The organism is Virgibacillus sp. Bac330, from assembly GCF_003667845.1.
In the GTDB taxonomy this organism is placed as follows: domain Bacteria; phylum Bacillota; class Bacilli; order Bacillales; family Amphibacillaceae; genus Virgibacillus; species Virgibacillus chiguensis.
In genome coordinates this window covers 912,690-937,197 of the sequence record NZ_CP033048.1, presented here as the reverse complement: position 1 = coordinate 937,197, position 24,508 = coordinate 912,690, and the positions used below count along the sequence as shown (strand labels likewise).

27 protein-coding genes and 1 pseudogene are annotated in these 24,508 nt (G+C 37.6%); all 28 read right to left on the bottom strand.

Translation table 11 applies throughout. The annotated features are described in order from the left end of the window. Positions 1 to 142: 142 nt before the first annotated feature. Positions 143 to 616 (bottom strand): annotated as a pseudogene (locus D9780_RS21595) (N-acetylmuramoyl-L-alanine amidase family protein); the annotation flags it as partial. Between the two features lie 56 nt (positions 617 to 672). After that, positions 673 to 1,128, bottom strand: coding sequence for a phage holin family protein (locus tag D9780_RS04185; protein WP_371413703.1), 456 nt, complete (start codon positions 1,126 to 1,128; stop codon positions 673 to 675). A gap of 62 nt (positions 1,129 to 1,190) precedes the next feature. Continuing rightward, positions 1,191 to 1,328 (bottom strand): hypothetical protein, encoded by a 138-nt coding sequence (locus D9780_RS20970; RefSeq protein ID WP_162985783.1) that lies wholly within the window; start codon positions 1,326 to 1,328, stop codon positions 1,191 to 1,193. Positions 1,329 to 1,350: 22 nt separating this feature from the next. Continuing rightward, a complete protein-coding gene (locus tag D9780_RS21355) occupies positions 1,351 to 3,831 on the bottom strand; it encodes a pyocin knob domain-containing protein (protein WP_240458777.1) in 2,481 nt (826 codons plus the stop codon). A gap of 2 nt (positions 3,832 to 3,833) precedes the next feature. Continuing rightward, the gene (locus D9780_RS04175) at positions 3,834 to 4,115 is read right to left on the bottom strand and encodes a ketopantoate hydroxymethyltransferase (RefSeq protein WP_121639388.1); all 282 of its coding nucleotides are present in this window, start codon (positions 4,113 to 4,115) and stop codon (positions 3,834 to 3,836) included. Continuing rightward, complete coding sequence (locus D9780_RS04170) at positions 4,108 to 4,695, bottom strand: putative phage tail protein (protein ID WP_121639387.1); 588 nt, start codon at positions 4,693 to 4,695, stop codon at positions 4,108 to 4,110. Before D9780_RS04170 ends, D9780_RS04175 begins: the two co-directional genes overlap by 8 nt. Further along, positions 4,679 to 5,767, bottom strand: coding sequence for a baseplate J/gp47 family protein (locus D9780_RS04165; RefSeq protein WP_121639386.1), 1,089 nt, complete (start codon positions 5,765 to 5,767; stop codon positions 4,679 to 4,681). Before D9780_RS04165 ends, D9780_RS04170 begins: the two co-directional genes overlap by 17 nt. A 1-nt stretch (position 5,768) precedes the next feature. Next, positions 5,769 to 6,179 carry a DUF2634 domain-containing protein gene (locus D9780_RS04160; protein ID WP_121639385.1) on the bottom strand — a complete coding sequence of 137 codons (411 nt, stop codon included), beginning with the start codon at positions 6,177 to 6,179 and terminating at the stop codon, positions 5,769 to 5,771. 11 nt (positions 6,180 to 6,190) lie between these two features. Next, positions 6,191 to 6,571, bottom strand: a complete 381-nt coding sequence (locus tag D9780_RS04155; RefSeq protein WP_121639384.1) for a DUF2577 domain-containing protein — start codon at positions 6,569 to 6,571, stop codon at positions 6,191 to 6,193. Beyond that, complete coding sequence (locus D9780_RS04150) at positions 6,571 to 7,542, bottom strand: XkdQ/YqbQ family protein (RefSeq protein WP_116277196.1); 972 nt, start codon at positions 7,540 to 7,542, stop codon at positions 6,571 to 6,573. Before D9780_RS04150 ends, D9780_RS04155 begins: the two co-directional genes overlap by 1 nt. A 29-nt stretch (positions 7,543 to 7,571) precedes the next feature. Further along, on the bottom strand, positions 7,572 to 8,237 hold the full coding sequence (locus D9780_RS04145; RefSeq protein WP_101933421.1) for a LysM peptidoglycan-binding domain-containing protein: 666 nt from the start codon (positions 8,235 to 8,237) through the stop codon (positions 7,572 to 7,574). After that, complete coding sequence (locus D9780_RS04140; protein ID WP_121639383.1) at positions 8,230 to 12,840, bottom strand: transglycosylase SLT domain-containing protein; 4,611 nt, start codon at positions 12,838 to 12,840, stop codon at positions 8,230 to 8,232. Before D9780_RS04140 ends, D9780_RS04145 begins: the two co-directional genes overlap by 8 nt. Positions 12,841 to 12,858: 18 nt before the next feature. Then, positions 12,859 to 13,014 (bottom strand): hypothetical protein, encoded by a 156-nt coding sequence (locus D9780_RS20960; protein ID WP_162985782.1) that lies wholly within the window; start codon positions 13,012 to 13,014, stop codon positions 12,859 to 12,861. Positions 13,015 to 13,034: 20 nt separating this feature from the next. Then, positions 13,035 to 13,484 carry a phage tail assembly chaperone gene (locus D9780_RS04135; protein ID WP_371413702.1) on the bottom strand — a complete coding sequence of 150 codons (450 nt, stop codon included), beginning with the start codon at positions 13,482 to 13,484 and terminating at the stop codon, positions 13,035 to 13,037. A 63-nt stretch (positions 13,485 to 13,547) separates the two neighbouring features. Continuing rightward, positions 13,548 to 13,994 carry a phage tail tube protein gene (locus tag D9780_RS04130; protein WP_116277198.1) on the bottom strand — a complete coding sequence of 149 codons (447 nt, stop codon included), beginning with the start codon at positions 13,992 to 13,994 and terminating at the stop codon, positions 13,548 to 13,550. A 27-nt stretch (positions 13,995 to 14,021) separates the two neighbouring features. Further along, on the bottom strand, positions 14,022 to 15,347 hold the full coding sequence (locus D9780_RS04125; protein ID WP_121639382.1) for a phage tail sheath family protein: 1,326 nt from the start codon (positions 15,345 to 15,347) through the stop codon (positions 14,022 to 14,024). 1 nt (position 15,348) lies between these two features. Further along, positions 15,349 to 15,597, bottom strand: coding sequence for a YqzN/YkzM domain-containing protein (locus D9780_RS04120; RefSeq protein WP_199689976.1), 249 nt, complete (start codon positions 15,595 to 15,597; stop codon positions 15,349 to 15,351). Next, positions 15,597 to 16,037, bottom strand: coding sequence for a phage portal protein (locus D9780_RS04115; protein WP_121639381.1), 441 nt, complete (start codon positions 16,035 to 16,037; stop codon positions 15,597 to 15,599). The genes D9780_RS04120 and D9780_RS04115 overlap by 1 nt, the downstream gene beginning before the upstream one ends. Before the next feature lie 12 nt (positions 16,038 to 16,049). Next, positions 16,050 to 16,559, bottom strand: a complete 510-nt coding sequence (locus D9780_RS04110) for an HK97 gp10 family phage protein (RefSeq protein ID WP_121639380.1) — start codon at positions 16,557 to 16,559, stop codon at positions 16,050 to 16,052. Next, positions 16,556 to 16,912 carry a DUF3599 family protein gene (locus D9780_RS04105; protein ID WP_121639379.1) on the bottom strand — a complete coding sequence of 119 codons (357 nt, stop codon included), beginning with the start codon at positions 16,910 to 16,912 and terminating at the stop codon, positions 16,556 to 16,558. The genes D9780_RS04110 and D9780_RS04105 overlap by 4 nt, the downstream gene beginning before the upstream one ends. After that, entirely contained in the window at positions 16,909 to 17,289 is a 381-nt protein-coding gene (locus D9780_RS04100) for a protein YqbG (protein ID WP_121639378.1), read from the bottom strand. Before D9780_RS04100 ends, D9780_RS04105 begins: the two co-directional genes overlap by 4 nt. Further along, positions 17,289 to 17,675, bottom strand: a complete 387-nt coding sequence (locus D9780_RS04095) for a hypothetical protein (protein WP_121639377.1) — start codon at positions 17,673 to 17,675, stop codon at positions 17,289 to 17,291. Before D9780_RS04095 ends, D9780_RS04100 begins: the two co-directional genes overlap by 1 nt. 17 nt (positions 17,676 to 17,692) lie before the next feature. Continuing rightward, positions 17,693 to 18,637: a phage major capsid protein gene (locus D9780_RS04090; RefSeq protein WP_121639376.1), complete on the bottom strand. Its 945-nt coding sequence runs from the start codon at positions 18,635 to 18,637 to the stop codon at positions 17,693 to 17,695. A 15-nt stretch (positions 18,638 to 18,652) separates the two neighbouring features. Beyond that, complete coding sequence (locus D9780_RS04085) at positions 18,653 to 19,852, bottom strand: XkdF-like putative serine protease domain-containing protein (protein ID WP_121639375.1); 1,200 nt, start codon at positions 19,850 to 19,852, stop codon at positions 18,653 to 18,655. A gap of 121 nt (positions 19,853 to 19,973) precedes the next feature. After that, positions 19,974 to 20,165, bottom strand: coding sequence for a hypothetical protein (locus D9780_RS04080; RefSeq protein WP_116277206.1), 192 nt, complete (start codon positions 20,163 to 20,165; stop codon positions 19,974 to 19,976). Beyond that, positions 20,158 to 21,660 (bottom strand): ADP-ribosyltransferase, encoded by a 1,503-nt coding sequence (locus D9780_RS21590; RefSeq protein ID WP_121639374.1) that lies wholly within the window; start codon positions 21,658 to 21,660, stop codon positions 20,158 to 20,160. Before D9780_RS21590 ends, D9780_RS04080 begins: the two co-directional genes overlap by 8 nt. Next, the gene (locus tag D9780_RS04070) at positions 21,653 to 23,188 is read right to left on the bottom strand and encodes a phage portal protein (protein WP_116277208.1); all 1,536 of its coding nucleotides are present in this window, start codon (positions 23,186 to 23,188) and stop codon (positions 21,653 to 21,655) included. Before D9780_RS04070 ends, D9780_RS21590 begins: the two co-directional genes overlap by 8 nt. Positions 23,189 to 23,190: 2 nt before the next feature. Next, the gene (locus tag D9780_RS04065; RefSeq protein WP_121641423.1) at positions 23,191 to 24,498 is read right to left on the bottom strand and encodes a PBSX family phage terminase large subunit; all 1,308 of its coding nucleotides are present in this window, start codon (positions 24,496 to 24,498) and stop codon (positions 23,191 to 23,193) included. Positions 24,499 to 24,508 lie beyond the last annotated feature (10 nt).

Here is a 24,508-nt window from a genome sequence, read left to right as displayed (position 1 = left end):
TAATCCCATATTGCTTGGCTAATTTCTCGCGGTTGCTGAAACTAGCATCTTCATCAATACTAATAAGGTAGTCAACAATGGATCCATTTGTAACTGTTTCGGAATCCACTTGTTGACTAGGTGCGTCTAAAGTTCCGCTAGCTCCTTTAATACCCTCTATAAATTCATCCCAATTACCGAGCATAAGGCGTGGGCAATTTTTCCCTGACCAATGTTTATGAGGAACCACATTGTTAATGCTAATGTTATGCTCTTTCATAAGTTTCTTAACAAGCCATTGAGCGTTTTTAACAGCTTTATCAAAATCACCATCGCTATTTTCACAAATCTCTATACCAATAGAACGCATATTTCCATCGCCATTGCCATCACCAGCGTGCCATCCATTTTCGTCGGTCGGCAAATGCTGATAGATTTCTTTATCATCTACTGTTAAATGCCAACCTACCACTCTGCCACCTGCACCATTATGCAAGTAACGGCTATGCATTTCAGCGTCTGCTCCTTTGCTAGAGTTGGCCGTGTTGTGGACTGTGATGTATTTAGGTGTCATTGGATTCCCTGGACGTTGGTTTTTAAGTGATCGTGGTAAAAAATCTTTTATAATTTCTGGCATTATTAAACCTCTCCTTTATTTTTTTGTAATATAAAAAAGGCACCCAAATGAGCGCCTTAATCAACGTTTTTCTCTTTTAAAGTGTCGTCATCATAATCACTGAAACGACCTTGGAAAATATTAATTGCTTTACGGATCGGACTTGGAATAGGCAAGCTTAATCTACCTGCGTTTTCCAATATTGAAACCAATTCGTTAACGATATAAAAATAAATAGTGGCAGTCATTACAAAAGCGTCAATTTCCGTTGCATCAATTAGCACTAAATCAATTACATGTGCTGTGGCAACCATTGCAAAGATAAATACCTTTTTGCCAATGCCCCAAAATCCAACTCTGCTTGATAACTTACCCTCATATGCACTTGCTGCTATACCTGTTATATAATCCAATACGACAAACACTACTAAAGCTGTTAGCGACACTGTCCAACCTCCATATAAAAATGCAAAAACGACAGATGCGACTGCCGTTGTTGTTTTTGCCATATTAATAATCATGTCTATCATCATGTACCTCCTGTTTTTGATATTAAAAAAGCACCTCATTTGAGATGCTTTGAGATTTTATAAAATTATTCACTTAACTTGTTTAACATAAATTCATCCGATTCAATATCCATCTTTAAATTATTTATTTCGCTATCGATTTCTCCTAGCAAATTTAAGTCTTGTGATAGTATTCGTATAGGCATTAACTTATTTTGAGCCATGTTTACACCCCCTCATCATTTATTATTCCTGCGGTGCTACTGGTAAATCTTTATTTAATGGTTTTACGAATCCACATATCGTTTTATCCTGTCTCGTGTCTGTGATTTTGTATGCCATATATGGATCCGGATCCGGCTCAACAGTAGCTATTGACAATTCATATACCTCCGTATTCCTAATTAGGGGCGGGTATTTGCCGTGTTCTTCTTTTTTCACTACCTTAATATTGCCTGTCTTCAAATCTAACTGGACAACATATCTATACATTTTGCCATCTCTTACTCCTGATACATCGTGACTAGTATTATTTTCTTCGTAATAATAAGGGAGACCACCTATAATCGCATTTCCACTTGATAAACCTATATAATTAGCTGTTGAAAAAGATGGCTCAAGCCCACCTTCAAAAATCCCATCGGATAGTTTCAAGCCACCATTTATGATCGTATTTGCTTCTTCTAATTCATACTCAATTTCTTGTAGTCCTTCTTTTGTAACAATCTCATGCCATTGTTGCCATTTTCCTAGATTTTTAGTTCTAAAAAACGCTTTATCTGTTCCACCACGCATTACAAATTGAGCTGCCCAATCAATGCTTCTTTCTAAATGATAACCATAATATGCGCCATCTGAAGTAGGGGTATTTTCTGTAAACACATAAAAACCTGTTTTATTAACTACATTTGGGTCGATGTGCTGAAGAAACGTTCCAATACTATAATCCTTAACCCAATTTTTAACTTCATTTGCTTTTTTTTGCGCACCTGAAGGCGTTTCCTGTTTAACGTTATCAACGTTACCAAGTCCAATTTGTGATTTCGTAACATTGTGAGGGTTATTTTGGCTTCCAATATGGCTATTTAAATTATTTGCAATTTCTTCTAACTGCTCTTTTGTAACAATCTCTTTCCATTCTCTCCAACCACTAGTTGTTTTCCCTCTATAGAAAGCCCTATATCCATCACTAGTTATTGCAAATTGTGAAGCATACTCACTAGTTCTTTCTAGATGATAACCATAAAATGCCATGCCTGTGCTAAATGGCTTTTTTCCATCTGTAAAACCATAAAATCCTGTTTTATTAACAGTATCAAAATTTGCAGATAGAGCATTAGCACCTATACCATAGTCTTTTATCCAATCCATTATATTGTTCACTTTATCTAATGAACCTTCAATTGTTTCAACATCTTTTCCACCAATAGTAAAAACTCCATTATTATAGCGATGCCCAAGAACAGCTCTTTGTTCCCATGTTCCATCAGCATTAGCCCATATTTCTAAATCTCCATTCGTATTATAGACAAACTTAAATCTAGGATCATCTTCATTATTAGGATGGTTTATAACTAGCTCTTTTGTTCTTACATTTCCATCTACACCTAAATCGCCATCCATAGTATCTCCGGACTTTTTAACTTGTTTTACATTATCAACATTGCTTAAACCTACTTGTTCTTTGGTTACATCGTGAGGATTACTGGTATTGTTGACATGAGAATCAAATTCAACTTTCGATGCTTGTTTTATATTATCAACATCTCCAAGTCCTATATCTGCTTTTGAAGGAGTAGGAGCTAGCTTGTCAATAGCTTGTTTTGTACGTAATGGTGTCATGAAACTGTGATTATGGCTACCAGTTTCTGCTTGTGACTGAGTAGATGTTCCATAATTATCAACATTCCCAAGTCCTATTTGTGATTTCGTAACATTATGTGGATTACCTTTGTGTCTAGCATGGCTAGCTACTAATTCTAATTGCTCTTTTGTAGCAATTTCTTCCCAATTAGTCCAAGTGCCACTCCACTGGCTTCTAAAAAAAAATCTACTTTCTGCTCTTGAATATCTACATATTGCCAATTGTGAGCCAGCACTGTTATTTCTCATTGAAGAAAATACTTGTGTAAAAGTATTTTCAGGAACATTTGCAGTATTTTCATCAGCAGTATAAAAACCAGATTTATTAATATTATTTAAGTCTGATACATAAAGACCTTCATCATCTTTTATTCCAAAGCTTGATAACCAATCTTTTTGCACAACTTCATGCCATTCTTGCCATTTTCCTAGATTTTTAGTTCTAAAAAACGCTTTATCTGTTCCACCACGCATTACAAATTGAGCTGCCCAATCAATGCTTCTTTCTAAATGATAACCATAATATGCGCCATCTGAAGTAGGGGTATTTTCTGTAAACACATAAAAACCTGTTTTATTAACTACATTTGGGTCGATGTGCTGAAGAAACGTTCCAATACTATAATCCTTAACCCAATTTTTAACTTCATTTGCTTTTTCTTGTGCACCTGAAGGCGTTTCCTGTTTAACGTTATCAACATTCCCAAGCCCTACTTGATTCTTCGTTACTCCATGTGGGTTTTCTTTATTTCCAGCATGCTCCCCTATTGTTTTATGTGCTTCATCAATGCCAATTTCCCATCGATTTGCATCATCCTCAGTAACAACGTCATCAAATTCCCATGACTTTTTGTCAAAAACCAATTCTACCCCTCCCTTACTTCAAATGATTGTAGTATGACGGTATCTGAAGTAATCGGTACAACTACGTCATTTGTACTTATTACTTCACCATCTTCATCCAATAAATCAATTACCGTAATCGTGTCAATACTTCCATGTTTCACTAATATTTCCATGGATACACAACAGCCCTGTACTTCTTTAACAACAAAACCATTGATTACATACGAGTTATTTAGTCTGACACTTGTTATTTGTTGTTCAATATATCTTGCTAAATCGTTTATAAAAGATTGCTTAATCAAAAATGACCACCTCATTTTCCCTATCAGCCCATGGAGTATTGCCTAAATTCCATTTTGTTCCAAGCCTTGTATTTCGAGTTAAGACCTGTTTTTTACCTGTTTCTTTTAATAATAATGGTTCTATAATTGACGTTTCTTGTTGATAGATTATATTGGCTGGTTTAACTGTATTTATCGTATACTCCATTTCTCGGAACAGAAAAGCATTGTCAATGCTGGTTGTTACAGTTAAAATAAATTCCTCTGGATTAACGGTTACATCCGACCTTCCGACACCAAGTAAAGTATCTAACTGTTGCTGTAAATAACGTTTTGTGAATGGTGGCTTTGTTTGATAGCGATTTAATATTCTTATTCGTCGATTCTCTAATGATTCGGTAGATGGATCTGCAATAATGTTAAGCATTTTCTCCCGACGCTCAATTGCTTTTAATGTAGCTGTCTCAATAAACTGATCATCTAGTGTTTTATCTATGCTCTCAGCTAGTTGATTAAACTCAAGTTTTTCTGTTTCGGTTAATGCCTTAAATTCTCGGATACCATGTAATAAATCAGGAAGACGGCTAAGAAGTCGATTCATATAGAAACACCCCTTCTAGCATTGGAATATTCGTAGATTCAATCTCAATATTGGCACCCTGTCCATTTAAAAGTGTATTTGAAACATCTAGCACACCTGATACATTTAATATCCTTGCTTCAATTTGACTTGTCCTGACTACCAAATTCATATCATTCTCCCATGTTTTTCGTAAATCCATCATATATTTCTCGCAAATTTCTTTGATGTTATCTTCTACGCTTCGGACTGACACCCCACGTTCTAGCGCCAAAGATGTTTGAATTTCTATTGGAGTCTCTTCTACTGCCTCAATGGTCACTACATGCCCAATTGGAGCTACACCTATTCCTTGTCCTTTATTTACTTCTGGATCCATAGTTTCCTGAATAGAAGAGACCAGTTCTTTTGATGGCTTTAAGTAGTCTGCACCAATAAACACGCATTTTACTGTACCACCACCATTCCAAGTAGGGAAAACTTTCGTTCCACCGACTCCTGTTATTGAATTAATTTTGTGACGGTAATCAGCTATATTCCCACCAAATGCAGGTTCATTAACCATTTGATAATGACGCGTTCTTAATGATTCATCTGATTCTTCATCTTCACCAGCTGCAATGATATCTGTCATGATGGCACGCTCTAACCCAGGAATAGTGTTTAATGATAAAAGAGCACCACTCGGTAGGTTTCCTTTCACTCCCAATTCTTCACAAGTTAATGAAAATTGCCCTGCAGATATCCTTTCTGTTGCCATATAGTGCAAATCATCAATAAAAAAACGACTTCCTATTGGTATATCAAAAGGCGTGTCGTCTTCTCCATAGAATAATCCTCTTTTTACTGCTGCTGTTGCTCGCTTTCTATTAATCCCAAATTCCGCTGTACGTTTTTCCAGGTATTCTCCTTCTGCAGTATCTAAAAATGCTAAAGTTGGTATTTGATTCATCCAAATATAACTCATCGCAAGTTCAGCTGCTGCAGGAGCAAGAGCGTTCCATATTATACTATTTTCACGCTTATCTATATTAGCAGGAACACGTTCAAGCATGCGCTCTAGTATAGCTTCATAGCTTTGTTCTTCTTCCAAACTAAAGCACCTCCTCTACTTCTATTTCTCCATCGATGGAGGTAACTGTAAATTTAACATGTATTTCTTCTCCAATTCTTTTTAGTTCAAAATCACCAACACTACTTATTCGTTCATCATAGATAAGCGCTTCTTCTACAAGTCTTGGAATCTCCATTTCAATGAAATCTACGCTGACTTCTTTATCTGATAGCAATTCATCTATTTCTGAACCAATCTCACCTGAATAGATAGAGTGTGCAAATCTAGGAGTACGTAAGGCCATATAAATGTATTGTTGTATAGCTTCTAATCCATATATTATTTCATTCGTTACTTCCCCTTTTTCAAAATCAATACGATAAGTACGTGATGTCTCCTCTTTCAATTCATCTTCTGTAAAATCTTCAAAATCAAGTTCTGGTGACAGCATTTTTTCACCACCTAGAATTTATCAATAATAAAAAATGATTGCCCTCCTTGAATAACAGCAACCATTACCTTATCACCTGTTTGCAAAGCATTTGAGAACTGAATCGTTGCATTTTTAAGTGTAATTGAATGAATGTTGTGCGCATGTTCAGGATCCCCCGCTAAGGTCATTTTTTCTCCTACACTTCCTGTTGATATTGTTGCAGTTCTTGTATGCTGTGTTAGATGTCGAGCGACATGAATAAAATCGCTAGGAATAATTAATTTATCATTTTGTTTCAAACGTAATTGAACTGGTGATGTAGAATGAATAACACCTTCAACGAATTGCAATGGTTTACTTGCATCTACAGCTTCTTTTGCCATCTTTTTAATTGTTTGCCCTATACTCATCACAATACCGCCCTTGTATTTCTTTGAATTAATTTCAATTTCATATCGTGATAATCACCTTTAAAATAATGTGTGTCAGTATCAACAAAACGAGTACCCTTCACACCTATTTCATTTTCTACTACATAAATTGGCTGTCCACTGATTATTTCAGGTATTCCTATTGCAGTAACTTCTAAATTCTTTTGAATACCCTTTTTCTCATTAAGAAGGCTATTGGCTCGTGTATTTAACTGCGCTTGATTAATTTTATCCGTAACTCTTTCAAAATGTTGCAGCACCCCAAATTTTTTACGACCACTTTTATCTGATACAGTCACGGAAATTGTTCTATTATCATCTCCACTAACCAATTTAACTTGGGTAGCTGTTTCCTCAATAGAAGTAGCATAATTATAATCAATTAAGTTTACCCCTGTTTCCAATACCCATTGATTACTAGAAATTTTTTGTTCACTTAGTACAAGTTTTCCTTTCTCGGAATAGAGATTATACCGTTTTCCGCTTTGCTTTTCAGTATTAACTAAAGCTCTTAAAGCAATATCATACAATGTCGTTTCATTTGTATGAACCTCGTTTAAAACTACCCCTGTATTTGAAACCACACGGTATGGTATTTGAAAGTCACGACAAATACGGCTAATAATTTGATCTGCTCGTCGATTATTGAATACATACACATCTTTATTAACCAGTAAATACTGCAACATATCATATGCCACTAAATTTAATAGTCCACTTTTGGATTTGTTCTTGCTAAAAACAGTTCCTCGAAATAATTCTTTTCCTTTCCATTTAAAAAGAACCGTATTTCCTTCTTCAATTTTTGTATATTGTAAACCGCCTTTATCTGTATAAAGAATGTTGGCCATTATTTTTCTTGCTGCTTTATATCTTTGACCAGACCACGTAATGGACTGAGTAGGTATTTCTACCATTTCACCGGTTTTCACTAAAAATAGTTCAATCACAACATAAACACCTTCTTTACAAGGATTTATCAAGGAATGCGTAGCCGTTGGCCTGGATAAATCCAGTGGCCTGGTTGTCTAAGGTTCCTTTTATCCCGTTTCACCATCATGGATTTATTAGCATTCCATATCTTTCTCCACTTTAGGCTGTTACCATAATATTTTCTAGATAAATCCCATAAGGTATCTCCACGCCTTACAGTATGGGTTCTTGGTTTCGGCCTTGGATTCGGTCTTTTTGGCTTCTTCGGTATTTTGACTTTGATTTTTCGAACAGATACAAACTTGTATTCTTTTAAAGTAAGATCATAATAGATGTCCTCGACTGATCCGCCTTCTTCTCGGTAATTAAAGTTTTCAATAGATACCGGAACGTTAATTTTCGTCTTGGTCACTACTAAACGAAGTGGTTTCTTTGACTTTTGCCATCTATCAATTTTTTGAACGTTTTCCCAAGGAGTAGGAAAGGTTTTATAATCTACTATTGGTGTTTGATGCTTAGGAAAAAATGATGACAATTGAATCTTTTTAGGCGCAGGATCCTGAATGACAGTTACCTCACCTAAATTAGATATATCAATGGCTTCATTTTTATTTCCAATAGATAAAGAAAGAGATGAAGGAAGTACTGGTAATCTTAACCTATCCTTATTATCAGCTGTTGATATCCATATTTCATAAATACTTTTAGTCATAAACTACCAGTTCTCCCCCCTCATTGTATTCTTCATCAAGTAATTCCTCGATGACTCGTTTAACTTTGTTTGTTAATTTATTCATGTCAGAATCACCATTAAAGTGATTGTCACCAGTAATTTGAATAATGATATCCCGTATTCTCCCAGCTGACTTAGAGCTTTTACTTCCTGTTCCGATAGCAGCTGATACTTGATTAGATGTCACTCGTTTGCTTTCTCTATGTGACAGAACTTCTGAACCTCTTGGTAAATTAACAAGCTCAGGACCACGTTCACCTACCCAAGCTGTTTCTGCACTTCTCAAAGGTCCTTTTGTTCCTTTCCAATAACCACGATAAGCACCACCGGAAGCCATAGATTTTATCCCAGGAACATTAAATACATTACCGTATCTGCTTTTAATGTAGTTTATTGCAGCTACAGCGTTATGAACAGGGTTAAAAATATCGTTTAATCCTTTCCCCTTAAATGCGTTGAAAGTTGGTCCTATTGTTTGCATAAGACCCTTTGATGGTATACCGCGCTTTGCGTTAATATCCCAGTTATTTTGCGCCTTTGGATTACCACCAGATTCCTTTTGCGCAATTACACTCAGCGGCCCTAACCATGACGATGGAACACCTGTAATCATCATAGCTGCTTGAATCCACTCACTAATGTTTCCGCCAATAGACCCCATCCCAGCAAATGCCGAAGCCAGAGATCCTGCCTGTTTTTCGGCAAACTTCTTAATATCCACATCACCAAGCCCTTTAACAATACCAAGTGAAGCAAACTTTCCTAATTGAGCCATAACCCTTGAAGGTGAATGAATACCTAACTCTTGTTTAAATGTTCTTTCTACTTGTTTGGCTAAATACTTTGAAGCTTCTCTAACTTGGTCACCTTTTGACCTCAATCCAGATATGAATTCGGATGCAGTACCTGAGCCCCAACTACTTCCTTTTGCTTTTGTTTCATTAAAAGGAGTATGAACATTAGTGTATAGATAAGGTTTTGTTCCAGTATGTGTTGCATTTTGACCAGATCTAAATCCAGAGACTGTACCTGATCCCCACTGCGGACCTCCACCTTCTATTACTTTAAAAGGAGTTTTCACCTGTCTGTTTAGATAAGCTGTTGTATTGGTTGGTGTTGCATTTTGACCAGCAGAAAACGACGTGACAGTGTTAGCACCATAGCCAACAGCTTGTTTAATCACACCTTGCATTGGGGTCTCTATATTATTTTTCTTCCAAGTGCTGATAGGAACAACGTTGCCGTTTATTCCTGTAGCAACTGCATTGGTGAATGATTCACCGTACAATTTAGCTTCTTTATCTATTCCTTGAACAGAAACAGCGCCAACATTAACAGAAGCATGAAGCTTTTTAGGGTTAACTGTTTTAACCGAACCTCCAACTTGACCTCCATTTGCATATGGACGAACACCCAGCATTTTTCCCGTTTGATTGTACAAATCCATTGCTCGACCTCGACGATTGGCAGACAACGGGATAATCATTTCTGGACCAGCTTCCCCGACTAAACCAATATGGGGTTTATTAATGTAACCACCGTTTGCATATTTTTTAGCTGCTTTATTTCCTTTTTCACGACCAGAACTAAATCGTTCTTTCACATCCTCAACTAACCCTGATACCCAACTACCTACACCACTTAATTTTTCTTGTGCCCAATCTTTGACTTGACCCCATTTTCCTTTCCACCATTCTCCATCAAATAGCGTATCTCCAAGAGAGGTTTTTACCGAATCCCAAACACTCTGTGCTGAATCCCATTTTTCTTGTGTCCAACCTTTTACATCTTCCCACTTTCCAAGCCACCAATCTCCGCTAAATATAGTGTCTTTCATTTTTGTTTTAACGGAACTCCAAACTACTTGCGCTGAATCCCATTTAGTTTGGGTCCACCCTTTCACGGATTCCCATTTGCTATGCCACCAGTCGCTACTGAATACTGTTTCAGAAAACTTATTCTTGACGGAATTCCAAATAGAAACAGCTGAATCCCATTTTTCAGCAGTCCAAGTTTTAACCAATTCCCATTTTTCTTTCCACCATTCACTACTAAACATTGTTCCAGCAGTCAATTCTTTAACTTCCTGCCATTTTTGCGACCACCATTCACCACTAAATATGGTACTTTCAAGGAAACCGTAAACCTTTCCTCCTTGTTCTGCCCACCATCCAGCACTAAATATAGTAGAAGTGGCAGTCTCTTTTACACCATTCCATTTTTCAGACCACCATTCACCATTAAATATAGTACTTGAAATGGTTTCTTTAACTGTATTCCATGTTTCATTAGCATTGGTCCATTTTTCCGCTGTCCAGCCCTTAACACCTTCCCATTTCTCGCTCCACCAATCTCCACTAAACAAAGTGCTAGCTATTTTTTCTTTTGTTTTATTAAATGAACTTCCAACAGATTCCGCTGCTTCTCCAGCTTTTGTTTTAATAGTATCCCAGTTATCGCCGAGCCAACCACCTAGTGCTTCTCCACCAAATGAACCAGCAACACCACCGAGAACTCCTCCAATTGCCGTACCGACTCCTGGAACAACAGACCCGATTGCAGCACCTGTAGCCGCACCGCCAAGTCCACCACCTAATCCACCAGCAGCTTCCGCTTTCTTTCCTTTAGGAGCCGTTAAAATGGATAGACCTCCTAAAACCGCCCCTAGTACAGGAATTTTCTTTCCAAATCTAGCTATATTAGAAGCACCTTTTCCAAACCCTTTAGGTATTTTGGAGAATACAGAAGGTTTCTTATTAGGTCTATTTAATTCAGGCTTCTTCCCTTTCTCAAACCATGGTTGAGTATAAACAGGCTTCTTCCTTGACGTTGCTGCTTTTTTCAATCTTCCACTACTTGATGGAGGTTTTGGTCCTTTACCTTTCTTAAACCACCCAGATACTTTTTTACCAGTTTTCCAAATGCCGCCTGCTACCTTTCCAACACCTTTAATACCAGTCATTAATGGCGCAAGGACCAAAGAAGCAATTGATGCCGCAATCACTGTTGCTATACCTGCGCCAGCAAAACCTTCCAAACTTGGGTTTTTAAACGCATCCGCCCACATGGAACCAATGCCTTTAATTCCTTCTTTAACACCCCAGACAATACCATCAAAAATAGCAGCTCCAACATCTTTGCTAACATCTGCTAGCCATGGACGCCCTGTTTTATCCCACCATTCACCCAAATCATCCATGATGAATTTAACTTTTCCTTCAAAGTCGAGCTTTTTAAAATCGTCATTTTCAAGATAATTTTTACGAAGGTATGAAAATGCCCCTTCAAGTTTAGAAAACACCCACTCCGCCGCATCTTCTCCTGCCTTTTGAACAGTGTTTTTCCATTCACCCCAAGTATCCTGATTGTTACCTAACCATGTAGTAATTTCGTCTAGTCGAGGTTTCATAGAGGCTAATATACCAGTACCAGCTTCACGAAAAATAGTAGAAGCATAACCTTTAATTGTGGATATTTGACCGGAAGCTGTTTGTGAGAATTTTTTAGCCCCATCTTTAAACGTGCGGTCAATATCTTTTACAACTCCAGCCCACCCTGCATTTTTAAAATCTTCTTGGGTAATCTTCATGTTAAATTCTTTCATTCTTTCAAATTCACCCATTCGAGCATCTGCGAGAGCTTCCATTGCGTCTTGAACAGTCTTACCAGGTGATAAGGCTGCCATATTAGAAGAGATTTCTAATAATTTTTGTGCTTGTTTCACATCTCCACTTGCTACACCAATACCTCTAGATAATGCTGGAAATAATTCTGATGAACCAAATGGGGTTGTATCAGCAAATCGCCCCATCCATGATGTAAGTTTTTCTGCTTGCTTAGCATTTCCGTCTAGCCAGTGGGTCATTGCTGTTTCATAACCTTCGAAATCCATAGCAGAACCTACGGTAGCTTTCCCTAAATTCCCTACACCAACAACTGCTAATCCTACTGTAATGATGGAAGGGATTGAAAATAATGCATTTTTAATGCCGCCAATTATCGCTGTAGCTTTGTCTATTGCCCTAATGGTGAAATTTCGGTATGCAGGCAAAGCTGTCCGTGTATATGCAGCGATACGTCCGACCGTTTTGCTCGCAATGTCAATTGCACGGACAGAATAGTTATAGCCTTTTCCCAAAGAACGACGTGCATAGTTTGAAATACGATGAATTACACTAGTAGCCCTGTCTCTCGCTTCAACAAGAAGATATCTTGGCTTAGCTAAATGTCGGTTTAAATACCGCTTCACATTCTCCATAACAGTCTTTGTTTTGTTTTTCGCTTCGATTGCAATTGCCCAACTTTTAGGCATTCTACGTTCCAAATATCTATTTATACCTTTCGCAGGTTTAGTAAATTTATCTGCCATTTCAATAGTAATGGACCGCTTTTTCACCATATGCTTATCAGCATAAGAGGTTATGCTTTTCATCTTCTTTGTTGCTTCATCTCTCGCTTTTAGAATCATTGGCTTTTCTAAACTTCGCCTATACTTTTCAATGCCTTCCAAATTTCCTTGTAATGCTCTCAACTTTTTGGATATCTTATCTTGCATATCAAAACGAGCCGTTAACTTCGCCATTCCATAGTCACCCCTTTCTTATTGTTTATTCTTTCCGGCTTCTTTCGCTCGCTCTTCCAAGTGCAAAGAAATGGATCCGTACATAAATGCCTTGAACTCCCTTGGCAACTCGTACATTTCAACTAATTCAGACGGAGAGTAATGCAATTCATGTAAAGCATAATGCAAGAACACTGCATCTTTATCCCCATCTTTTATAAGTTTTTTGCTGTTTCTTCCAAATCTTCAACAGACTGGTCAAAACCATTTACATCTGACACTTTTGAAATCCATTCCGAATATTCTCCAGCAACATGAAGAACCTTTTTGGCAACCTCTACTGGGTCTTCCGTTTTATATGCCTTACGTAGTTCTTCAGCTTTAAAATTTGGATACACAGTTGTTTCTACTGCAATCCTAGCCATAAATCTAGATTGGTCTACTTCTTTACCAACAACGCGATTTTTCCGTACAATGTTCCTCATACTCATTTTTTCAATTTCATCTACTCTTTCAGTAGAAATGGGTTTAAAAACAAATGGAATTAAATTTCCTGCCTTATCCTTAAATCGTGTAGAAATCGGTGCCTTTACCTCCTCTACAACTTCTGCTTTACCCGGCATAAAGAATGATAAATCTAATGCTTGTTCTTGATTTTCAGCCAATTTATATCTCTCCCTTATAGTTTTATTAAGTAAGAATAAAGAGCGAAATGCATCGCTCTTTGATTAATCAAATGTAGACTTCAGTTCCTCTGGTAAATCAACATCCTCAAAAGTAAATGGGACTTCTTCTTCCAATGCAGCTGCCTCCACGTCAAGTCCAGCAACCTTAGCACTATCAAAGTTTACTTCATACAGAGTAACTCGTTCAGTACCTCTTCCAGATGTTTTATCATCAAGTACTGCTTGCAACGTAAAATACGGATCCACACCTGTTTTCACATAATTAATCATGATTTTAACCATTTGAGATGTAACTTTATGCAAAGTCATTGTTCCTGATCCACTAGCGCCATTTGTTTTATGTCCCATCATACGGCGTCCCATAATTGGCACTTCTTCTTTATTCTTTTCAACATTTGCTTCAAATGATTTGATATGAGCCATTTCTTCTCCTTCTAAGAATAAGCGACCTTCTTTTCCGCTTATAACGTCTCTAGATCGTAATCCCATGCGATTCACTCCTTTTTAAAAAATTGACTATTCTGCTACGACTGTAAAATAAAACTTCTCTGCGCTATCGACAGGTTGTACTCCAATTTGGGTAGCAATTCCATCCCCTGCAGAAGTCAACTTGATTATAATGTCCTCACTAGGGTCGAAATTCTGAATAATATTGTTTTCTTGTAATTCATTCAAATAAATAGAAATTGCTGCTTGTACAATTTGTACTCCATCGCCGTTAGCCGGAATATCTTGTCCAATATTTTTTCGATTTTTAATAGCTTCTTTTAAACTGCGAGTAATATCGTTATTAATCGCATCGAGAATACGTACAATTTTGTTTTTCCGCATCTTGCTTGTGCCTGTAATCGAGTTAATATCTTGCTCAACTGTTACGCTCTTATCTCGCGGATTAAAAGTGAACAAGAATTCTCCCCTTTGAAGTCGCTGCTCTATTTGATCGTTATCAAAGCGTGGTTTAACATCAACTGCTCCCTCGTACTCCATAAAAGTAAGCGACTGTTGCAGAGTAGCTCCAGCACTTGCTCCTGCAACCCATGCTACTGTTTCCGGAACAGTCAATTCGCGATCTGTTAATACTACCGCATTGGTAACATTAATAATTCCTTCATAGTTCCCTGGATAATTTGGCAAGATACCTTGCACCTTAACACCTTGCTCGTCGCGCAGACGGCGAATGAAAGATACAAAAGTAGTCTTTATTGCTTCATCATCTACTGGTAACCCAATAGTATCGAAATACTCTGATTCAGCAGCACTGATAAAGTCAATGTAATCTTCACTCGTAATCGTTCCATTTGATCCACCTGTTAGATTTGTACCTGCAGTACCTTCTAAGACACCAGAACCCTCAAATACAACAAAGTCATTAGATTGCAATTCGTCGAATGAAGAAACTACCTGCTTATCAACTTCACGTAGACCAAAGAATGTTTTTACATCCTTTTTAGTCTCATCGAGCACGTTAGGTTCCACAACAACATGCAACTCATTACCTTTTATACCACCATAAGCAGCAGTAACCTTTTGCGATTCACCCAATGTAGCGGTTGCTTTTTCTCCTTCATTCACACGATAAACAAGCACTGTAGCGCTTTTCTTTTTGGCCTCACGAAGCAAGCCCATGGTAGGGTCTGATATATCCACCCCTAAGCGGTCTCTTGCATCATTTTCACCGCTAATTTCAATCATTTCTTTTGATTTTCCCCACCCAAGGACTAAAGGGAGGGCTACTCTACCACGATCACCTGTAGAGATTCGTTCATTTGCTTTCATCTGAAAATTAAAATAAATACCAGGGCGTACTTTTTCAACGCCGGGCGTAAATGTTCCACCATTCATATTACTTTACCTCCCTTTTAAGATAGCTTTGAATCAACTTCTCCGCTTCTCGTTTTGTTGATGTGTGTTTTTTTGTATTAAAAAAAGCACCATCGAAAACCTCTGGCTTTACGCCAAATAGTTTGCGACTGTGCTTTCTTAATTCAGTCAAAGAAAATTCTGGTTCCTTGTAAGCTGTTGAAGTGACAGAGGCGGATGTTTCTTTTTTCACTTCTGCCTGCTTATTCTGTTGCTGTTTTGCAGCACTCATTACTTCACCCCACTTTCAAATTCTAGATATTGGATAGCTGGGATCTCTGGTTGATGATAATAATAGCGACTATCCCAATGCAGAATGATGTTGGCCACCCCTCTATCTCCGATTCTTACCTCTACCCTTGTAAAACGGATATAATCGCCCGTTTCTAATCCTTTAATGTCTAAAAGAGGTATAACATTTCGATTACCATTTATCTTCTCAGCAATGTTCTCTGCTTCTCTGTAAGCTTGTTTTGAATCATGATGAAATAACTTAATAGATAAGTTATAAGTTTTCATGTATGTTTGATTACTATCATTGCCATCAAAAACACGTGGGGATGGGAAATACATGGATGGTACCACAAAATCTGTCGGTACTGCCAATTCGTAAATCTTCACCGGAAACACCTTATAAAAGAATCCCATAATAGAACCTATTTCTGGATTCAACCAATCACCCCCTTAAAAATGTGAATCAAGCCACTTCTGAAGCAATCTGTCTAAACTTTTTTCAAACATCTTGTCAAAAATAGCCAATGCACTATCCCAATAACCAGATCCATCTACCCATTGAATTTTTAATAGCATACCTGTTTCTCTTTCACTCTGGTCATATTCGAATCTGTCACCCTTCCAGCGACCAGGAACCCAACGCCTATCCTTACCAGAGTTCGGGTCAACAGTAAAATGGCCATCATTAGCAAAGCTTGCATAATTAACATTGGTACCAACTTCAAGCGATAATCTATTACTTGATATGGACCACATATTTTCCTCATCGCTTCTGCTAAATGAGTTTAATAACCTTCGAGTATCGACCGTTTCTGTACGGATAATCTCATCTTGAATAAGATCCAGAAACTGCATCCCCATTCCTTCAAGCCATAACCCTAATTGGTCTGCAAAACCACCATCAGCCGCTTCTTTGACTGCTGAAATGAATTCCTGTAAGCCTTCAATTTCAAAACTCATAGATTGTCTCTCCTAATCAACACGACTTCTTGATGATGGTTTCTTATTTTACGTGGTTTTTGGGTCTTATAAGCAACTCCATCCCATATAACCTTGCTATTCGTCCTAATATCTTCGGTTAACAAAAAATGAACAAGCCATGCTTCTACAACTTCTGCGTTCGGATCACCTTGAACAATCGATTGGCTTTTAGAAACAAAATAACACTTAGTCGCTTTAACATCTGGAACTTCTTCGTAATAATATTCTTCTTGCCTATCTTCTGCAGGGATACCAAAACCGCTATCATCATTAAACTTGGTTTTTAAATGGTAAATATCACATTCATGCGTTAATAGTTTTTCATAACTCATATACCTCTCATCCTCAAAAACACACCATTAGTCTTTTTTTCATCTGCAGACATGAAAGCATTAAGCAAACGAGAAACATCTGGCATAGACAAGCTACTTCCATCGGAAAGAGTATAAGAATAGTCCCCAATCTTTTCGGACTTATAACCTTTCACAATGGATTCATCGCCGTTAACCAATGCATAAAATTGAGCCACTTTTAATAAGGCAATCTCCAATTCGTCTGGAAGTTTTTCATATTCCTTTATTGGCTTTTCAATTTTTGAGTTAACATAAGTTACCGCTTCTAAAATATCCATTTTGAGCTGCGTTTCAGGACGATTTTTCACTGATTCAAAGGTGCTGTAATTCTTTACATCTTCAGGAGTGATAGACATTAGTTATCGCTCTCTTCTGGTTTTTCTTCCTGCAACTGCAGAATTAGAGCGATTCGCTCATCTTCATTGTTTGTTTCTTCAACATTACCACCCAAATTCTCGATAATAGCCTTTTGCTCTACAGCATTAAACTTTTTCAAGGAAGATGTGGTGAATGTTTCAGGTTCGTTTTCTGGATCCTTATTTTCTTCTGGTTCTTGCAATCCTCCTCCGCCGCCGTCATCTGGATCAGCAGGGGCGTTATCATCTTCCGCAAGCTCTAAATCTTGAAATTTCAATAATAACTCATCAGAATCATGAACCTCGACTGGTTTCTGGCCATAAAAAAATCGACCTCCACCGATGTGCAGAACGCCTTTCTCTTGTTTATATTGAATTTTAGCCATAAAACGCGCCTCCTCTCTTATAGTTTGCTACCAGTCATCCACGCAACAGCATCAATTTCGCGTACAATCGCATCTAGGTAAGCATAAAGAACATGGTAAGTTGCATCTTTAGCTGCAGCTGTAGCACCATCAGCAGTTCTGATGTATCGTAATTGACGAGTGAATACTGGTTTTAAGTTAGATTTAGGAGTTAGTGCAGCAAAACCTCCTTGCATTTCTGCAACAATCTCCGTAGGATATCCAGCTAATCTAGTAATCTTCCCGTCCTGAAGAACCGCATCACCGAATCCAGTTTGTCGTTCAGAAACCAATGAAACAAGTCTGTCATTCGTACCTTGAGTGATAAACCAAGTAATATCTGTATGGCTCTTGTAACGCTCTGGGAGTACTTGAATGTGATTTATAAAATCCAAAATGGTTAGGTCTCTGTCAGCTAAGTCAGTTTTATTTGTAGATTTTTTCATTTTCTTTACGAAACCATCAATAATATTTAAAAACTCATCTGGTGTCTCTCCGTCTTCTAATGTTGCATTTACGTCACCGTTGAAGATTAAATCCTGCAGATCTACAGCAAATTGCTTTTGAATCATATTAATCACTTTTTCCTCGGCATTATCACCACGTGCCGCTTGAGAATAGAACACATCATCATTTTGTAACCATTCGTCCCATTTGACTTTACGTACAGCATAAGGGATTTTTCGGCTCGAGACTGAACCTGTTCCTGTTGGTGTGTCATCCTTACCCGCTTGACGAAGGCGACGACGGCCCACGCTAAGAGCATCGATGTTACCTGCGGCTACGTCACGATAGATTGGCACTAAAGCATTCAATGTTTTAGCGTTATTAATCGTATCGACCAAAAACGCTTCTGCGTCTTTAACAGCCATTGGAATATCAATATTTTTCTTAATGGAAGCAATGGCTCTTTCTTTGTTAATAATTTCTTGATTAGTTTTCATTATTTTTTCCTCCTCTTAATTAAAGTGGCGCATATAAGTTGGGCCTTCATTTTTATGAATATTGGTTGGCTCTGTGTCCACTTGATTAGAAACCCCTCGCGCCTTTTCTACAGTCTCAAGGCGCTTAGTAATCGGGTCTAACTTTTGGTCAAGCACTTCCGAAAATTGTTTCATTACATCATCTTCCAGATTATCGTCGTTCCCTCCACCGTCCTCTTTTTCAATATCATCTAATCGCTTGGTAATCGGATTTAGCTTTTCGTCAAGCATTTTTTCAATATCCTCTTTTTTCACTTCATCTTCCTCCTCATCTTGATTTATTAAGTCATCTAGCATGGCATGCGCATCTTTAATTTTGTTCATGTTAGCAGTTGAGATTTTCTTACCGGCTTTGGCAATGGTTTCCGGTTTATTTTCAAGCGCCTTTTTTATGTCTCCTGATTCTTTAATTTCTTGAAGAATATCTAAAAACTCTTTCACGCCTTCTTCAAGCCTTTCAAAATCAGTTATGCCAACCGTGGGATTATCCCACAAAGAACCAAAGAAAACCTCTTCTAAACCATCCCATGCAGACCAAAGATTACGCCGGTTTTGATTACGTTCATAATTATCTCTAAGTTCACCTTTCTGAACCTTATCACCAGTAAAAAAGCTTTTCAGAACATCAAAAAAGCCTTTCATTTCCACGTCTTGTCCTTCATCAGACTTAGAAACAGGCTTCTTATTTTGTCTTTTATTCTGTTTTTCAATTGTTTCAGCAGTGCCGGCCATCGAATAACCAGTGATTTCTCCCTTTTTTATCTCTTCCCAAATCTCATCACTAGCTTTAGTAACAAGCACCCATGAACCTTTTTTTATAGTTTCATCTCCAAGTTCAAAGTCTGCAGGAGCGATATATGATTCCACAACTTCACCAACACCAGATTCAAAATTATGTTGTGTATCAATGTTTCGAGCATCTTTCATAAAACCGTGAGCTGCTTTTTCGATGGAATCGGCTGTCATAAAGTCACCGTGTGAATCTTCAACATCAGGCTCATAGACAACACCATAAACCAATTGTTGTTCCTCATCTTCTTTATTAATAAATAGCTTCACTTCTTTTTGAAAGTCGGGCTGCTTATCCGATTTAGTGAAGAAGAACTGCTTTTGATTTGCGCCTTTGTCTACATATGACACATGAGTGATATTTGCATTAATTAATTCTCTAGGCATTATGTTTCACCTCCTCTCAATCAATAAGTTTAAATATTTTTGTAAGTATACTTTTCATATAAGTAAACTCCTTCCATCCATAAAAAATAGCCCTCTCTGTTATATCCTTAAACAGAAAGAGCTACTCTTGATTCAACTGTAATAATTCAATGCGATCTTTTTCCTTGTTGGCTTCGAAATCTTCTTCGGACTCATAATCTTTAGTGATCGGAGGTGTTCCATCACTTTTAAAGAAATAACCTGTGAATGTACCATCCTCATTTTCTTTGAGTCCAACAGGAGATAAATTATCATTTTTCCACTTCTCAAGCACCGTTTATCACCTCTACAATCATTTTGATTATCCCATCTTCTTCAAATGCATCTATAACTTTATATTTGGTACCTTTATTCAATAAAAATTCATGTTCATGATCAAATTCGCTAATACTATTAACATAAGCACCGACTGTTCCCATGGGGATTCTCCATTCCATTTGAACCTTCCCTTTAAAACTACCATCAAAAGAAACTGCTTTATTTATGGATGTACTTACAAATGACTGTTCTTCTAGTTTCATACCAACTAGTATTTCAGGAGGTAAATTCCAAATGTTATCTTCTAAACCTCTATAAGTTATAATGTTATCTTCTAGATCAAACTTAGAAATACCGCTGCTAATGTCCTCGATGATTTGCTTAATTTCTTCTTCAGAATAACCGTCTAATTTGTTTTCTCGTAAGTATTTATTAATGGGCCTGTATACATCGTCAGTATAATTACGAATAGCTGTTGCTTCTGCAACTGTTAATTTATTTCTCCAAGGTTCTGATACCTTTTCATCCCATTCTTCAATATTTTCAATAGGACGATAAGATACCTCATCTTCTATTTTACCATTATTCCTTCTGCTAGTCGATGGACCACCCATCTCATCAAGTGCCTCTTGTCTTAACTTTTCTTTTTCATCTTTAGATAACCCCAATATATCTTCATCAACCACAGGTCCCAACACACACCCACAATGAACACGATTTTTAGCAGTGAAAGATGGATCTCGTGGATACAATCCTGATTCTCCGTCAACATAAAAAAAGTCATCGACAGGAATAGTTACTCCGTCCATGGCCATATGTGTCGCTCTTGGATTTATTTTCTTCGCCCCACTATGCTTCCATTTCTTTTCTTGTACAGCTGGGCTTTGCTTAAATGATTCGTAGTGTGCTCTACTCGATGCCGTTAATATTTCTGTTCTTGCCGTTGCTCTAGCTCGATTGCGATTAAATTGTGGCATTTCTTTCATCCGTAATTCTGCTTCCGCTATGGAATCGCCATCCTCAATAGCTTGTAGCAATTCGTTTTCTAATGCTTTATGCGTATTCAATTGCATTAGCTCCGCTAAATCTTTTGACCAATTTTGGATCCAATCAGTTGTTCGTTTTGATAGGATTCCAAACGGAACATCCTTATCAATGGATTCCATCATGAGTTTTGCTAATTCCTCGACGGTCAGTTGCAAAAACTCAGCCGTTTCCTCTCCGAACTCCTCTGCAAATTCATCCACTGCAAAAAGATCACTTTTGAGAAACACAAGGAAGGCTTCTAGCGTTTGTTTATCATCTTTTGATACAAATATATTAAAGGCATTTAAAAAACGCTTGCGTTGTGCCCTTAGCAATCTAGCAACGGTTTTCTCGTAATCCTCTATGATTGCAGGCAATTTATCGAGTCCAGGGAAATCAGGAACAACGTCCTCAATGTTCTCTTCATCATCTACCTTGGCAATGAAATCATTTAGACTCTTAATCAATTTATCTATCTTATGCATTTTTGTGCAACCCCTCGAGCACATCACGCATATCTTTTAATAGGTCGATAAGGTCCATTTGTTTTTCGTTTGATTTTTGGATATCAATTACACCAGCTAACGGATTATTAGCACTTTGCAACAATACTTGCAGCGGAAAGTTATATTCATCTGGGAATGCTTCAACTCTCTGACCAAGCACTTGGCCAAGAAGTTCACGTAAGTCATTAGGAGCAACTCCTCCAGCTTGAATAAATGGATCCAGCACCTTTGCAATTTCTACAGGGTCGTGAAAATCCGCTGCTTTAACGGATAACCTTACGTATTTAAATCGTAACGGCTCAAGGAATAACGTATTAAGCGCTCTTGCCAGGGCTTTTCTTTCAGGTTGAAACACTTGCTCTTCCGTAACCTTTCTAGCTGTGTCAGCTGTCGCTCTGTTAAAATCCTGAGATTCCCCTGTATAAAGTGGGGGTAATCGGAAGGACGACCTTATTTTTTGTCTTGTTTTCTCGTCATATTCTAGAAAGAGAGCATCCTGCTGCAAGATTTCTGCTAACGATTTGATTTCAACCTTTGCAGGCGTTATTTTTTCATCACCATTAATAATTTTTTCCTCTGTAATCCCTTCCGCTTCTAACAGAAGAAATTTATGAGCGTTTTCAGTACCTGTTAAGTCGTTCATGTAATCTTGCAAGGCTTCATAGGACGTATCATCAAGCTTTCCATTCGATACAGTTATTGCAGCTGGAATATGTCGGCCATTCGTAAAATACGTTAAGTTTAATTCTTCGGCTTTCCTAGCACCGTACAAACTAATGAGGTTACCGATCCATCTCGGCTTTCCATAGGTACCAGAACCAATCTTCATGTGATATATCTCGGTAGCTCTTAAATTTTCTGGTGTACTATCATCGAATTTGCCTGTTGCTGAATTCATTATTCTTGGATCTCCATATTCTTTAAAGTAAACTTTTTTATTATCGACCATCTGAACATACTTCCTGAATCTTTTCCAGCGTGTTACTTTCTTCTCTTGGCCATTTTCCAACATAATGTATTCAACTTCTTCGGGAACAGTCTTTTTACATACCCTCATGTATTGTGTGTCGGCATATTCAATGCCAACAGGTCGCCCTATTCCATCTCGAATGATTTCAAGATAACCATTGCCTGTCTTTTCACGATCATCAAGAGCGTAACCGATAATAACTTCTGGTGATTCGTCCATATTCAAGTAACGAATAAATTCATCAAGCCTCGTCCACTCCGATTGCGCTTGCTCTTTGATTTCCTTTTGAATTTCATCCGAGTTAATATCAATCTTGTAATCCGCTTCAATGCCAAATTCAACAATATTCGTTTTGTAAGCATCCACACATTGCTGAAGAATGGATGAATACTCACCAATCATCTTTAACTCTTTTAAATTAAATGGCGGCGGTAATATTTCACCGTATAAATTAAAAAAGTCGTCTTTATAAAGCTGTTGAGTGTTCGGCGAAACGGAAGCCTTGAACACTTTCGCTCTTACAGTTGTTTCTGACAAGCTTATCTCCTCCTTCCTCTAGGTCTTTGTCTAGTTGATCTCGATTGGTTTTGTGCTTCATCTTTTAGATCAGTTACTTCATAACCATCAAGCCCGTACCATGCGGCACTAAATGTATGAGGATCAATCGCGTATTCATCCGGGATGATATTTCCGTTTTTATCCTTGGCATAAACAAGGTTTTCCAACTCGTGTATGGTATTCTCGCAAGCATCAGAACAAATGATTTTCTTAAACCGCTTCATCTTCTTAGTGTTTGCAAGGCGTGAACCTTGGTACTTGGTAGCTCCATACATATTGAATCCTTGTTGCCTGTAATATTGAATTGCTTTTGCTTCAGCAGAATCAGCAATTATCCGCTCTCCGCTTTCCTTGAATTCCTTCAACTCTTGAGCAGTTTTATCGTCCGTCATTCCCTTTTTATAATACTCCCAATATACATACAGGTATTGTTTTTCCATATCCACAACCATTCTTAGGACGGCGTTATAGGAATCAACGAAACCAAAGTCCATACCTACTCGAAATAATGGTTTCTTAATAAGGTTAATTGCCTTCATAACTTTCCTGTGTTCCATCGTTTCAAACTGAGGAAGTACTCGGACACCATTAATACCAAATCGACCTTTTCTTGCAATACGATAAAGGTCTGGATCGTATTCTTTCATCTCTTCCAACTGTTCAATATAGCTATTTGGAAGGAACAAGTTGTCATCAGCTACGGAATGATGATAATAAGTATCTCCAATAACCATAGTTCGTTTTTGGTACAGTTCTCTATCATCCAGTACAAAGCGTTTATTCAATTTGTCTTGGAAGAAGTGCAAATAAACCCAGTTATCTTCTCCTACTGGATTAGTCGATAAAATCATATGAAGTTTTAGTTTAGGGTGACGTAATCGACCTAGTAACTCTTTAAAGCCTGCATACTTGATCTCTGAGCATTCCTCTAACCAAATAAGCGAAATGTTATTAATAGACTTTAATTTTGCAGGTTTATCCATCCCTTTAAAGATGATTTTACTGCCATTCAGAAAGCGTATTTGCATAGGGGAACTGACACAACGTATTTTATCAGCTAAACCCATATCCTCAATAATTTCTTCAAATAGAGAAAATGTAGAATCTCTGTGTGTATCATATACTTCCCGTACCACAAGCGCTGTTCTTTTTTCCTGCAATAGCTTTAATATAATCTTTAAAGCGACATGGTAACTTTTACTCGAACCATAACCGCCGACAAGAACTTGGAACTTCTGTTTCCAATCAAAGAGAAAGTTTTCGAAGTGAGGATTCACTTCTTTTTCTATTCGAATTGCC

Bases quoted from the DNA above. Each gene is read 5' to 3' on its own strand.
- D9780_RS04185 (WP_371413703.1), bottom strand. From the start codon at position 1,128: ATGATGATAGACATGATTATTAATATGGCAAAAACAACAACGGCAGTC.
- D9780_RS20970 (WP_162985783.1), bottom strand. From the start codon at position 1,328: ATGGCTCAAAATAAGTTAATGCCTATACGAATACTATCACAAGACTTA.
- D9780_RS04170 (WP_121639387.1), bottom strand. From the start codon at position 4,695: ATGAATCGACTTCTTAGCCGTCTTCCTGATTTATTACATGGTATCCGA.
- D9780_RS04160 (WP_121639385.1), bottom strand. From the start codon at position 6,179: ATGCTGTCACCAGAACTTGATTTTGAAGATTTTACAGAAGATGAATTG.
- D9780_RS04155 (WP_121639384.1), bottom strand. From the start codon at position 6,571: ATGAGTATAGGGCAAACAATTAAAAAGATGGCAAAAGAAGCTGTAGAT.
- D9780_RS04145 (WP_101933421.1), bottom strand. From the start codon at position 8,237: ATGACTAAAAGTATTTATGAAATATGGATATCAACAGCTGATAATAAG.
- D9780_RS04140 (WP_121639383.1), bottom strand. From the start codon at position 12,840: ATGGCGAAGTTAACGGCTCGTTTTGATATGCAAGATAAGATATCCAAA.
- D9780_RS04130 (WP_116277198.1), bottom strand. From the start codon at position 13,994: ATGGGATTACGATCTAGAGACGTTATAAGCGGAAAAGAAGGTCGCTTA.
- D9780_RS04125 (WP_121639382.1), bottom strand. From the start codon at position 15,347: ATGAATGGTGGAACATTTACGCCCGGCGTTGAAAAAGTACGCCCTGGT.
- D9780_RS04120 (WP_199689976.1), bottom strand. From the start codon at position 15,597: ATGAGTGCTGCAAAACAGCAACAGAATAAGCAGGCAGAAGTGAAAAAA.
- D9780_RS04110 (WP_121639380.1), bottom strand. From the start codon at position 16,559: ATGAGTTTTGAAATTGAAGGCTTACAGGAATTCATTTCAGCAGTCAAA.
- D9780_RS04105 (WP_121639379.1), bottom strand. From the start codon at position 16,912: ATGAGTTATGAAAAACTATTAACGCATGAATGTGATATTTACCATTTA.
- D9780_RS04100 (WP_121639378.1), bottom strand. From the start codon at position 17,289: ATGTCTATCACTCCTGAAGATGTAAAGAATTACAGCACCTTTGAATCA.
- D9780_RS04095 (WP_121639377.1), bottom strand. From the start codon at position 17,675: ATGGCTAAAATTCAATATAAACAAGAGAAAGGCGTTCTGCACATCGGT.
- D9780_RS04090 (WP_121639376.1), bottom strand. From the start codon at position 18,637: ATGAAAACTAATCAAGAAATTATTAACAAAGAAAGAGCCATTGCTTCC.
- D9780_RS04085 (WP_121639375.1), bottom strand. From the start codon at position 19,852: ATGCCTAGAGAATTAATTAATGCAAATATCACTCATGTGTCATATGTA.
- D9780_RS21590 (WP_121639374.1), bottom strand. From the start codon at position 21,660: ATGCATAAGATAGATAAATTGATTAAGAGTCTAAATGATTTCATTGCC.